At 60.4% G+C, this 12,998-nt stretch carries 9 protein-coding genes; all 9 read left to right on the forward strand.

The window, feature by feature from the left end:
• Positions 1 to 45: 45 nt before the first annotated feature.
• Genes ACYAS9_RS22920 through ACYAS9_RS22960 form a run of 9 tightly spaced genes read left to right on the forward strand, consistent with a single transcriptional unit; the run spans position 46 to position 12,993 of the window.
• On the forward strand, positions 46 to 5,088 hold the full coding sequence (locus tag ACYAS9_RS22920; protein ID WP_463570590.1) for a tape measure protein: 5,043 nt from the start codon (positions 46 to 48) through the stop codon (positions 5,086 to 5,088).
• A complete protein-coding gene (locus ACYAS9_RS22925) occupies positions 5,088 to 5,681 on the forward strand; it encodes a DUF2460 domain-containing protein (protein ID WP_463570591.1) in 594 nt (197 codons plus the stop codon). Before ACYAS9_RS22920 ends, ACYAS9_RS22925 begins: the two co-directional genes overlap by 1 nt.
• Positions 5,678 to 6,595 (forward strand): DUF2163 domain-containing protein, encoded by a 918-nt coding sequence (locus ACYAS9_RS22930; protein ID WP_463570592.1) that lies wholly within the window; start codon positions 5,678 to 5,680, stop codon positions 6,593 to 6,595. The genes ACYAS9_RS22925 and ACYAS9_RS22930 overlap by 4 nt, the downstream gene beginning before the upstream one ends.
• The gene (locus ACYAS9_RS22935; RefSeq protein WP_463570593.1) at positions 6,573 to 6,995 is read left to right on the forward strand and encodes a C40 family peptidase; all 423 of its coding nucleotides are present in this window, start codon (positions 6,573 to 6,575) and stop codon (positions 6,993 to 6,995) included. Before ACYAS9_RS22930 ends, ACYAS9_RS22935 begins: the two co-directional genes overlap by 23 nt.
• Positions 6,992 to 7,999: a hypothetical protein gene (locus tag ACYAS9_RS22940; RefSeq protein ID WP_463570595.1), complete on the forward strand. Its 1,008-nt coding sequence runs from the start codon at positions 6,992 to 6,994 to the stop codon at positions 7,997 to 7,999. Before ACYAS9_RS22935 ends, ACYAS9_RS22940 begins: the two co-directional genes overlap by 4 nt.
• A complete protein-coding gene (locus ACYAS9_RS22945; protein ID WP_463570597.1) occupies positions 7,996 to 8,925 on the forward strand; it encodes a hypothetical protein in 930 nt (309 codons plus the stop codon). The genes ACYAS9_RS22940 and ACYAS9_RS22945 overlap by 4 nt, the downstream gene beginning before the upstream one ends.
• On the forward strand, positions 8,925 to 9,503 hold the full coding sequence (locus ACYAS9_RS22950; RefSeq protein ID WP_463570598.1) for a hypothetical protein: 579 nt from the start codon (positions 8,925 to 8,927) through the stop codon (positions 9,501 to 9,503). Before ACYAS9_RS22945 ends, ACYAS9_RS22950 begins: the two co-directional genes overlap by 1 nt.
• Entirely contained in the window at positions 9,500 to 11,080 is a 1,581-nt protein-coding gene (locus tag ACYAS9_RS22955; RefSeq protein WP_463570599.1) for a phage tail protein, read from the forward strand. Before ACYAS9_RS22950 ends, ACYAS9_RS22955 begins: the two co-directional genes overlap by 4 nt.
• Positions 11,077 to 12,993 (forward strand): DUF2793 domain-containing protein, encoded by a 1,917-nt coding sequence (locus ACYAS9_RS22960; protein ID WP_463570601.1) that lies wholly within the window; start codon positions 11,077 to 11,079, stop codon positions 12,991 to 12,993. Before ACYAS9_RS22955 ends, ACYAS9_RS22960 begins: the two co-directional genes overlap by 4 nt.
• Positions 12,994 to 12,998: the final 5 nt, after the last annotated feature.

Consider the following 12,998-nt stretch of genomic DNA (forward strand, 5'->3'; position numbering starts at 1 on the left):
AAACCAACCCGCTTCGGCGGGTTTTTTTATGCCCGGAGAAAAGTTATGACCCAGACATCTCGCCTGGTCGTAGAGATCGACAGTCGTAGCTCCGAGCAGAAAGCAAAGGACCTTACCCGCGCTCTCATTGGCGTGGAGGAGGCGGGCATCAGAATTGGCCCTTCGCTGTCCAGCGCAACAGCGTCGATGTCGTCTTTCGGGCAGAGCCTGAAATCTGCGGCTGACAAGGTCGCATCGGCAAAGAAGACTTTCGAGTCCTTGGGCGATTCTGGCGCCAGGATTGCTGCTGCGCTTCAAGGTGTCGGCGGCAGCATCATCACTATTGGCCAGAATGCTGCGGCTGCCAGCGCCAATATTCAGTCTATCCAGAAGGTGCTCGACGGACTGACGGCGTCTGGTAACAGGGCATCTGCCTCTGTCTCTGCCGTAGCCAGCAGCATTACCGCCGCAGGCAGCAGTTCGTCAGCATCGCAAAGCCAGGTCGCTTCTGCTCGCAAGGCTTTGTCGGACCTTGGCGATGCCAGCCTGCGAGCGTCCTCCTCGCTGTCGGTCGTGGCTGCCGGTATTTCAGCCGCTGCCAATAGCGCCGTAGCTGCCGAAGCGAAGATAAATTCAGTCAAGCGCTCTCTGGACGCTATCAACGATTCAGCTGCGCGTATTTCTTCGCGCCTGGTAGTTGACCTTGACAGCAAATCAGCCGAGCAGCGGGCCAAGGACTTCGCTCGTGCACTGGACGGAATCACGGAGGCTGGGACAAGGGTCGGCCCATCACTATCTGGCGCGAGCGCTGCGCTTTCCTCGTTCGGGCAAAGCCTCAAGTCTGCATCCGACAAGGTGGCGTCAGCGAAAACGATTTTTGATTCGCTTGGCGAGTCGGGCGCAAGGATCTCTGCTTCAATTCAGGGCGTGGGCGGCAGCATACTGACCATCGGCCAGAACTCCGTGGCGGCCGGCGCAAACATGCAGGCCATCCAAAAGATTTTTGAGGCATTGGCTGCTGCCGGCAGCAAGGCGAGCTCATCGGTATCTGGCGCCGCTAACAGCATCACAGCTGCTGGAAACAACTCCGCCGCCTCACAAAGTAAGATCGCCGGGATTCGCAAGGCGCTGGCAGACCTGAGTGATGTAAGCCAGCGCATATCCCCCGCGCTTTCGGCTGCGGCCGGAAGCATTGCAGCTACTGCCAGCGGTGCCGCAGCGGCCGAGGCCAAAATAGCCTCCATCAAGCGCGCCTTGGACGCATTGAGCGAATCCGCCGCGCGTGTCGCTCCTGCTCTGACTGCTGCAAATAACGCCATGGGCTCTGCTGGCCAGCGCGCAGGCTCTGCCGGAGGCCCTGTAGCGGACCTGGATCGTCAGTTCAGGTCTTTGACCGTGGCGTCCACAAACCTGCTTGGCCCGCTTGCGGGTGTGTTCGGAACCGCTCAGTCCGTGCGCGGCGTTTATCAAGCCGCCGAGGCCTATCAGTCGCTGACAAACCGCATGAAGCTGGTAACCGAGACCTCGAGTCAGTTGGTGTTCGCCCAGCAGGCTGTGTTCAACGCTGCGCAGAGCGCATACCAGCCTCTGGATGCAACGGCTCAACTGTACCAGCGCATCGCAACGAACCAGAAAGAGCTGAAAATTTCGGGCGAGGGCGTAGCAGGCATCGTTGGGACGATCAGCAAGACCCTGGCGATATCAGGCGCTTCGGCCGCTTCGGCAAACGCAGCCCTGATCCAGCTGGGCCAGGCGTTCGCATCCGGCACGCTGCGCGGGCAGGAACTCAACTCGGTGATGGAGCAGGCGCCGGCATTGGCCCAGGCCATCGCTCGAGGCATGGGGAAAAGTGTTGGCGATCTGCGCACGCTGAGTCAGGCCGGACTGCTGACCGCCGAGGCCGTAGTCAAGGCCTTGCAGTCTCAGCAGGGTGCCGTTGATGAGTTGTTCAACAAAACAGCCGTGACCATCGGCAACAGCTTCACCGCCCTGAACAACAGCTTTACCCAGTTCATCGGCAAGATGGACCAGGCCAGCGGGTCGAGCGCGGCTATATCGGCAGAGTTCGTAAGTCTCTCGAAGTACATGGATTCGCTGACGATCAGTTCGGAGGCCCTCTCCAAAACAATGGAGATAGTGGGCTCGGTACTCGGCGGGGCGGCGGCGGCAGGTGCTGTTTACCTGACAGCAAAGCTCGGCCTTCTTGGGCTGGCAACGGCTCAAAGCATTTATTCCCATTACGCAAATAGAACTGCCGCCATGGCTTCTGCTGCGGCCGACCTCGAAAACGCCAAGGCAAAACAGATTCAGGCTCAGTCTGCTGTCATTGCCGCCGAAAGGAATGCTGTTGCAGCGCTTAACCAGGTGCGTGCATCTGAGCAGGTTGCTGTTGCCAGAATGGCAGAGCGAGCTGCCACTGACGCCGTCACTCAAGCTCAAATCAGGCAGCGTGCGGCATCCACCGGGCTACTTGGTGTTCTGGGCGGCCCTGCGGGAATAGCCTTGGCAATAGGCACAATTGCTGCGGGCTATCTGCTTTTCCGCGATAACACTGACAGCGCAACGGATTCGCTAATTGAGCAACACCTTGCGATTGATGAGTCAATTGTGAAGTTCCGAGCTCTCGGAGAAGCTCAGCGTGCCCTTCAAGTCTCTAAGTGGACTGACGGGCAGATCAAGGCCACGGAGACAGCTGCGAAGGCATTTGAAGAGTACTCCCTGCGCGGCCAGGAGGCATTCCAGCAGCTTGGCGCCGCTGGCGTGCAGGGCGGCGAAGCGTTCGCGAAGATGATCTCAGAGGCTCGCGAAGGATCGCGCACTCTGCCAACGATCACGGCCTGGATTAAAGAAAACGCATCCATCATGCCCGGCTATGTTGCCGAGCTTGAAAAACTGGCTGCGGCGCATGAAAGGAGTGGTGAGCAGGCAGACAAGCTGAACAAGCTGCTTTCCCAGTCAAAAGAGTCGGCCAGTGGCGCAGCCAAAAGCGTCGACGAACTGCGAGCCGCTCAAGGCGCAAATACAGAACAGACCAAGGCCCAAGTCGCTGAATGGGAGAAGTACATCGCAAAACTGCGTGAGCAGCGTGATCTGTTCGGGGCGAACGAGAAGGCCCAGGCCGCCTACGCAGCCAAGAAAATGGGGCTCAATGCCCAGCAAACCGAAGAAGCCAGACTCATTGCAGCCCAAATCGATGTGCTGGACAAATACAAGGACGCAATCAAGGAAGCGGACAAAACCCGCCAGGAATCGCTGCGCAAGGAGCTGATTGCTCTCTATACACAGCAACAAGCGACCGAGGATGCAGCGTCAGCAGCGGCCAAGGCCAACAAGGCCGCGTTCGATGCAACCGCGAAAGCCGCGAAGGATAACGCTGACAAAGTCATTGGCGAGATGCAGCGCGTCATTGACAAGTCTCTCAACCTCGCCAGCGGGCGAAGCATCCTACTTGTGCCCGAGGCGCCGAAGGTCGCCATCACCGGACGCAGCATGGTGCCTGTTGGCGCACCTACGCCTGCCAACGGGGTTGCGCCGCGCAAGACCCCGCAGCAGCTTGCGACTGAGGCTATTGCCCAGCTCAGCGCTACGACCGATCCGAACAAGAGCACCACCAAGACCAAGGCCGTGCGCGAAGACGCGGGCCAGAAGCTTTTGGACGATGCCCGCCAGCGCTATGCCGTGCTCCAACAGCAAAGCCGGGAAATCGAAGTTCAGGGCAGCAGCACCAGGACCCTGGGCACGGAAGCGAAAAAGCTCATCGAGCTTGAGTACGAGCTTAAAAACCTCAAGAGCAAAGGCACCCTGACCGCGACCCAGAAACAGGTCTTGGCAATGGGTGAGCTCAACCTTGCCCAGCAGAAGCAGAACGCCGCCCTCGAAAGGGCGAACGAGCTGAAAAAGGAGGAGTACGAGAACGAGGCAAAGCTGCGTGCTTTTCGTGAAAACCTGAACTCGCAGCTGGATCTGGCCAGGGAAGGCATGGCCAGCAGTCTTGCCGGCGCCGGGATGGGCGACAAGACCAGGCAGCGGATGCAGCAAGACCTGCAGATCCGTCAGACGTACCAGAAGGAGATGGACAAGCTATCGCGCGACTTCAACAAACTCGATAGCCCATCGGCAAGCCAGGCAAAGCTCTACGAGACCGAGACGCAGGACCTTAAAGATGCCTTGGCAACACGCCTTGAGGATCAGCGGGATTACTACACGAAACTGGACGGCTTGCAGGGCGAATGGCTGGTAGGTGTTTCTGAGGCTTGGCGGAATTACGTCGACATCGCCACTGACTTTAATCAGCAGGCGTTCGAGGCTACCTCTCAAATCCTTTCAGACACCACCAGTGCGCTCTCCAGCCAGCTGCAAGAGCTGGTCAAGGGTACGGTAACGCTGGGCGAAGCCTTCGCGAATCTGGCTACATCCATGGCGGATTCGGTGCTCAAGGCGATCACCGACATTGCGGCGCAGTGGGTTGTTACCCAGGCCCTGCAACTGGCCGGGATCACGACCGTAACCAGCGCAACCGTTGCTGCTGAGGCGACAAAGACAGCCGCCAAGGTAACAAGCGATGCAACCGCAACGGCGTCATCCCTAACCGCCACCGCTACAACCACCAGCGCCCAGGTTGCAGCGGCAGGCACAACACTTGCCGCCTGGATGCCGGCAGCTCTGGTCGCATCTATTGGATCGTTCGGCGCCGCTGCTGTTGTGGGTGGCGCAGCTCTCATCGCCGCTTTTGCCCTGATTAAGGGCCTAAATGGCGGGTTTTCCGAGGGTGGCTACACGGGCTCGGGCGGGAAATATGAGCCGGCCGGCGTGGTGCACAAGGGAGAAGTGGTTTGGTCGCAGGCTGACATCCGCAACTTCGGCGGCGTTGCCGCTGTAGAGGCCCTGCGCAACGGCAACGTAACGCCTATTCAGGCCAAGTCGTCCGGCTCGCGCAGTGCACCAGTTGACGCATCTGGCCAAGGCTCCATGCCAAGGGCGGGGCGCCGGCAGCCCGGCAACATCACCGTCAACCAGACCAACAACTTCGGCGCTCCTGACAACCGCACAGCCAACCAGACTGCGGCGGCTAACGCCCGGAAAATTCGGCAGGCATCGAGGCTCGGATAATGTTCAACGAATCGAGGCTGCTCGACTGCGTGTCTTACGGCTCGCAGTTCGGGCGGGAGTTCAACACTCGCATTAAAACGCTCAAATCCGGGCACGAGAGGCGCAACGCCAACTGGTCTATGCCCTTGGGCAGGTTCAGCGTGGTTTACGACCTTCTCAAGCCGGAGGATCACAAGAAGGTCAGGTCTGCCCACATGGTCTGCTTGGGCAGTCTCATCGGGTTTCGTATGAAGGACTGGACGGACTTTCAGGCGGAAATGGAGCACATCGGCACCGGTACCGGATCGTCCAGCAGGTATGGGCTGCTCAAGTCCTACCATTTCGGCCCGCTCACCCTGCAACGGCCCATAGCCAAGCCTGTGGAAGGAACGGTTACCATCTTCGTTGATGGTCAGCCTGCTGCCGCAGTGATCGACTACACCACTGGCGCGGTCACCATAGCAGCGCCGGCGGGCTCGCAGATCTACTGGTCTGGCGAGTTCGATGTGCCTGTGCGGTTTGAGTCGGATCGGCTGGATGTGGACCCGATCGCGCTGACGCAGGGCGGCTACATTCTCTCTGCTGACGTTGATTTGGTGGAGATTCGCCTATGAGGACCATGCCAGCGGCACTCAAAGCGCACCTCCAGCAGTCGGTGACCAGCACCTGCCGGCTGCTCAAGCTGATATTGCGGGACGGCCAGGTGTTCGGCCTCACGACCTTGGACCGCAACGTCGATTACCTGGGCGTGACTTACATCGCCATCAACGGGTTCGACCCGTCGGTGATCGCTACGGACACCGGCTTATCAGTGGACAACGCCGAGGCCAGTGCACTGCTGTCGGTCGATGTGCCTGGGGTCACGCTGGAGATGGCGCTGGCGGGCGACCTAGACGACGCGTCCTGGGAGTTGATGCTCGTGAACTGGGCCGATCTATCGATGGGCCACCTGGTCATCGACGCCGGCGACGTGGGCGAAGTCAACGTGCAGGGCACCTCAATCTATGTGCCTGAGCTGCTCAGCTACGCGATGCGGCTCAAGCAGAACATTGGCCATGTCTGGTCCCGCCGGTGCCGGGCTGTGTTCGGCAGTGAGGCGCGGGGGCAGACCGGGTGCGGTGTTGACGCATCGGGCATGTGGCGCACTGGCGAAGTGTCGGCCGTGGGCGATGAGCCGCGGGCAGTGTTCGCCGCCGCCGGCCTCAGCCTAGACCAAGAGCCGGTACCGGGGCGTCTGCGCTGGATCACCGGCCCGAACCGGTCAACGACCCGGCTGTATCAGGTCGAGGCCTGGAGCGCGGTCAGTCACACGATTGCGCTACTGGAGCCGGTGCCTTTCACCATCGAGCCGGGCCACCAGTTCGAGATCCGGCGCGACTGCAACAAATCCCCGTCGTTCTGCACTGCCTACGGCAACTACATCAACTACAAGGGCGAGCCATTCATCCCGGTCGGCGACGGCCTGGAGACAATGACCCCGAGTGCACAGGTCTTTGGAGGCTTGAGTGGATCAGCAATCATCGATTGACGCGGCCTTGGCCGAGGCGCGCACGTACATCGGCAGCAAGTGGCGGCACCGGGGGCGCAACAAGTTCGGCATCGACTGCATTGGCCTGCTGGTGGTCTCCATGACTGCTGGCGGTTTCGTGATGCGCGACCGGACCGACTACAGCCGCACGCCGCACCTGGATGGGTTGGAGCGGGAAATGCTCGAGCACTTTGGCGAGCCGGTCGATGACCTTCGCCCCGGTGACGTGGTGCTGATGGCTTGGGACGGCCAGACCGAGCCGTCTCATGTCGGCCTGATCGGTAATGGCGTGCACGGCGTGACGCTGATCCACAGCTACAGCCAGATCAGTGTCACCGAGCATGGCATCGACGACGCCTGGCGCAAGCGCATTGTCCGCATCTACAGGCCCTGGCCATGAGTCTGTCGGCGTCGCTATTCGGGCGCAACAGCCTGATCTTCAAAGCCACCAACGTACTGGGCTTGGGTCTTCCCGGAGTGCTCGACAAGGAATTTGGCCCCAAGGACCCGGAGCCTCAGCGCCTGGGCGAGCTCAGTGCCCAGACCGCCAAGGAGTCAGAGCCGCGAGCAATCATCTGGGGCCGGGTGCGGCCCATTGGCGGCAACATAATCCACTGCCAGGAACCCATCAAGCGCCTGGTCAAGGAAAGCACCCAGTCCGGCGGCAAGGGTGGTGGTGGAAAAAAAGAGACAAAAGTCGAACACGTCTTCCGCACGTACGCCATTGGCGTCTGCGAAGGCCCGATCACCTCGTTCTCCCGCATCTGGCGCAATAACAAGCTCGTCTACGACGCGCGCGGCAACGACTGGGGCGCCGAGAACAACCCGGTGTTCCTACAGGCGTACCGGCTGTACCTGGGCAACTGGGACCAGATGCCCAGCCCGGACCTTGAGGCGATATGGGGCGTCGGCAACGTGCCGGCTTACCGGGGCACGGCGTACATCGTCGCGATCGACGAAGACCTCACGGAAATGTCCGGCGCGGTGCCGCAGTTCCAGTTCGAGGTTGAGCGTGCCGAGGGGTTTTCGCTGACCTCGCGGGTATACCCAATTGAGGTGATCGAGGCGGTGGAGTCGACACCAGCCAAGGCTGATGCGCCTTGGCAAGGTTACACAGAGGCGCTGGGATCGAGCGGAATAGGCGTGGATTCTGGAGTGCTAAGAAACACCCTTAACAGCTACACAGCACCTGCTGAGGCCGTCGCCTCATCTGGGCTTGATTTGCAGGGCGGGGAGCTTCGGACGACTCTCAAGGGATACGTTACCCCTGTAGAAGGCGTTTCATCTGGCGGTCTATCCATCCCCTCCGGAGAACTACGCCGAATCCTTATTTCATATTCAAACTATGCCCCCGAGGCGGTTTCTTCGGGAGGGCTTTCGATTACCTCTGGAAACCTGTCATGAACATTGATCTTCTCTGCGAAGTTGAAGGCTATTACACAATCGAGATTTTCAAGGTCGACAACGATGGGAGCTTGATCCCTGGAAGCGGCCGTCAGCCGGTGCCGACATTCAAGAACCTGATTACAAACGCAGGCCTGGATAGAATGGGCGCATTCAGTGACTATCTGACTTACTGCCAGGTGGGAAGCGGCTCAGCTCCTGCCACAGTCGCTGATAGCTCTCTGGGCTCAAGAATTGCAGGCACTCAAAACTTTTCGACAAGACCAAGCGGTACAACCTCGGCAGCGCCTTACTACACCTACAGGACGACCACATTCCAGTTCGATGCTGGAGTGGCAACAGGGAATATATCTGAGGTTGGAGTAGGCTGGGCTTTAACAGGATCCCTATTCAGTCGTGCACTGATCGTGGATGGGGCAGGCTCTCCAACAACAATCACTGTTCTTGCAGATGAGATTCTGCAAGTCACCTATCAGGCACGATATTACGCACCAACTGCCGACCTGACTGGCAGTCTTACATTGAACGGCGTGTCGACAAGCTGGGTTTCGCGGGCGGCCGGAGTAACCTCTGACTCGTACTGGACTAACCTGGGATCCATAAGTGAGGCCCTATACATAGGCTGGGATCAGGCTATCAGGGCTCATGAGGGCGCTGCGAATGCGTCAATAACAGGCTTGCCGGCGGGCGCCTCAGCTCCAAGAAGCTCTGTCACTGACGCCGCGTACAGCTCCGGCAGTTATTCGCGTGCTGGAAGCGTTACTTGGGACATCTCTGTCGCTAACTTTGCGGCAGGAATCAAGTCTGTTTTGGTCAAGCAGGGGGTAGGTTCCTACCAGGTGGAATTCACTCCCGCAATTATGAAGACCAGCACACAAACCCTGACCCTGACCTTCTCGCACTCCTGGGCCCGGAGAACGATCTGATGATGCCGGATAACGTGCTGTCCACCGAGCCTGTGGTGGGGCGGTTCGTGGGTGCGCGGGCGTTGGCGGTTACCAACTTCATCGATTACGAGGATGGCGGGGTAGCGGTCAACGACACCAGCCAAGGCCACACCTTCCAGATTTGGCGTGCACGATTGATCCGAGAGCAGGTGATGCTCGGCGCCCCGAACACACCGGAGTTTGTGCTGTACGAAGGCGCCGGTATAACCGAGATCAGTTTCGCCTTCGACCAGCTCATGCGCCCAGTGCTGGCGTTCATGCAGGCGGGCCAGCCCAAGATCCTCTGGTACGACTCAAGTGTGCCCGGCCAGGTGGTCACCAACTTGCCGGCCGGCACGATCACCCCCCGAGTCATTCTCGACGACAAACGCGTCACGCAGGCCCAGGCCAGCGACGTGATTCTGGCCTACGTGCGTGGCGGCAGCCTGTACTTCTGCCAGCAGCGCGAGCGATTCACGGTTGAGCGCCTGCTGGCCACCGGCCTTGAGTCTGGAATTCTCCGCATTGGCTTCTCGAACAGGCTCCGCCTGCAATTCATGATGGAGGTTCCCCCTTGAGCCAGGCCTATGACCCGCTGCTCTGCTCCTGGGCGCTGCCGTCCATCGTCGCCGAGATATGCGACCGGGCTGGCGTGCCGTACGACCGATTCAATGTCAGCCTGCTCGAAGGCTATGTGGACGGTTTCTCGACCTCAAGCGCGCACTCGGCGGCCAGTGCAATCGAAGCGCTGGCCGGCATCTTCATGTTCGACCCGGCCAGCTACGGCGGCGAGATCCACTTCATCCCGCGCGGTGAGGCGGCTATAGCCACGATCACCCGCGAGGACCTGGTCGACGATGGTGACGAGCTCGAGCGCATCAGCCGCAAGGACAGCATCAGCATCCCCCGTGTCATCAACATGGAGTACTTCGACACTGATGGCGGGCTGACGACAGACAAACAGACCAGTGACCGCAGCTTCGATGCCCGGTCAAGCTCCGAGAGCAACTCGGAGACGACTGTGATCATGCGGGCCGACGATGCCGCGCGCGCCGTGGTCATCGCGCACAAGATCGCGGCCGAGGAGCAGCGCGGCGAAGTTGAGTTCTCGCTGCCGGACAACTGGCTGTGGCTCACAACGTCCGATGTGATTGTGTTCGACGGCGACCGGATGCGTATCACCAGCATCGAGATCGACGACGGACAGCAGAACTACAAGGCCATTTACGACCGGGTCAGCGCGTACAGCTCAAATATCAGCGGCGTGCCGGCGGCTGTGCCTTCGACCCCGCCGGGCCTTGTCGCGGCTGAGTCGCGCATGGAGTTCATCGACTCGCACATCCTGCAATCTGCCGACGATGCCCTGGGCTATTACATCGCGGTCAGCAGCCTGACGCTGGACTGGAATGGCGCTGTCGTCGAGTACAGCACGGACGGCGGGGCCAACTGGACCGCCTCTGCCGGTACCACGTCGAATGCAACCATGGGCGCGATCACATCGGCATTCGGTGCGCACACGGCCAGCTACCGCGACGACCGCAACACTTTCACGGTCAAGCTGCTGAGGTCGGACATGGACCTGATCCCGGCCACCATGACCGAGATGATGAACCGAGCGAACCTGGCCATCATCGGTGATGAGCTGATCAACTTCTCGACTGTCGAGCAGCTCAGCGAAACTGAGTGGCGCCTGGGTGGCCTGCTGCGCGGTCGGAAGGGGTCACCCGTTTCCGGCCATGCCGTGGGCGAACGCTTCGTGCTGCTCGACCGGCTGGACCTAACATTCGTCGAGGCCGAACTGTTCGAACTGAACCGGCCGCTGACCTTCCGCGTGATCTCCTACAGCCGCAGCGATGGGCCCAGCACCACGGTGACATTCGTGGGCAGATCGCAGCAGGAGCGGCAGCCGGCCTACCTCAATGCGCACCGATCCGGCGACAGCCTCGTCATCAGCTGGCAAGGGGTAGGGCGCTTGGGCGGCGGCTACGGCGTCGGCATGGGCCGGTACTTCACCGGTTACCGCGTCACGCTCGGTTCTGCCACATACGACACCACGGCCATGACCCTGACCATTCCCTACGCCGCTGGCGCACTCAGCGTGCAGCAAAACAACTCAATCACCGGCCTCGGGCCAGCCATTACGGTGGACGTATGAGCAACAGCGTAAACAACGCGATTCCCTTCGTGCCGGAAAACACCATCGATCCGGCTGCCGGCCTGAACGAAGCTCTGAACGTCATCGACGTGCTGCTGCAACTGGCCGTTCTGACCGTGAACGGCAACACTCCACCGGCAAGCCCGGTCGAGGGCGACCGGCATGTCATTGGCGCGGCACCGACCGGCGCATGGGCGGGGCAGGCTGGCAAGGTTGCTCGCTGGCTGGATGGTTACTGGTCGTTCTTCAATGCGCGCACCGCACTGAGCCTTGCCGACGGCATCCTGTACGCCCGTCGCACGACCACATGGGCCTCGGTCGCGGGCGCCGGCGGCACCGCTTGGGGCTCGATCACCGGAACGCTGTCGGCGCAGACAGATCTGGCCAATGCGCTGGGCCTGAAAGTCGACAAGGTGACAGGGAAGGGACTCTCGACCGAGGACTTCACATCAGCCGAAAAGACCAAGCTGTCGGGTATCGCCACAGGGGCTACGGCCAACGACACCGATGCGAACCTGAAAAACCGTGCGAACCACACCGGCGTTCAGCCGATCAGCAGCGTAACCGACCTGCAAACCACGCTCGACGCCAAGATCCCGGCAACCCAGAAGGGCGCAGCAAGCGGCGTGGCCACGTTGGGCGCTGATGGCAAGATCCCGGTCAGCCAGTTGCCGCCGCTGGCAATCAACGAAGTGTTCACGGTCGCAAGCCAAGCCGCGATGCTGGCGCTGACAGCCGAACGCGGTGACGTAGCGATCCGCACCGACCTCGCCGGGCAAGCCTTCATTCTTTCCGCCGATGCGCCTGGCACCCTGGCCAACTGGATCAGCCTGCAACAGGCCCTGTCGATCGCGCTGGCCGCGCTCAACGCGCTTACACCGGCCGCCGACCGGCTGCCCTACTTCGACAGCGCAAGCACTGCGGCGCTTGCTGTGTTCACAGCTCAGGCACGCAGCTTCTTGGCATTGGGCACCGTTGCCTTGCAGCGTCAGTCGCTGCTGGTGGATCAGGTGGACAACACGCCGGACTCAACAAAGCCGGTTAGCACTCCGCAAGCCGTCGCTATCGCCGCATCGCTTCAGGCCTACGCCGCAAGACAAGCAATGGCAGGTGCAACCCTGACCGTGCCAGACACTGCTGGAGGAACGCTTTACAACGTTTCCTCAGCGAACCCTACGATTACGTTAGGGGTTGCCGCCAATATGTCATTGAAGGTTGTTGAATTTCGCTATGTTGGCTCCGGCACATGCACTTTCTTAACTCAAGGCTCCGATTTAATCGTATTGGAAACCGCGCAAGTCGCCTCCTTTACGTTATCTCGGGGGATGACAGTCCGAATGGTTGCCAGTGGCAGTCTATGGTTTGCGGTAAGCAAGGGTTGTCTGTATGACGTTGCGCCGCTGGCAAGTCCAGCATTCACTGGGCCCTTGCGACTGGGGATCTACACGTTAGCGACTCGGCCCACGGCATCCGCTTGGGCTAACTACACCATCATGGTCACCGACGCGGTTGGGGGGCCACAAGAACAAACATCGAACGGCTCGGCCTGGCTTCCCACAAACGCGGGGACATGGACTGCGCTGACACTTGTCAGTGGATTCACCGCAGGGCCAACTGCGCCGCAGTACCGCATTATCGACGACGTTGTCGAGTTTCGCGGCAAGGTAACTATCACCGCCGCGCTTGGCACGAACACCATCAGGCAGTTTGCGACCATGCCTGCCGGTTATCGTCCGACCTGGCTGGCCAGCGATACCGATCCGCTTCGTCTGCCTATATGCAACGTAACGTCCGGCGTGGGCGGCGTGTACCTCAATGCCCTGCGTACCGGCGTATTCTCCCTGGCCGCCAACATGGGTCTGGCCGCGAATGACGTAATCGACCTTTCCAATATCCGCTATTCCCTCGCATAAGGAGC

It is taken from the genome of Pseudomonas sp. HP_08, assembly GCF_055284095.1.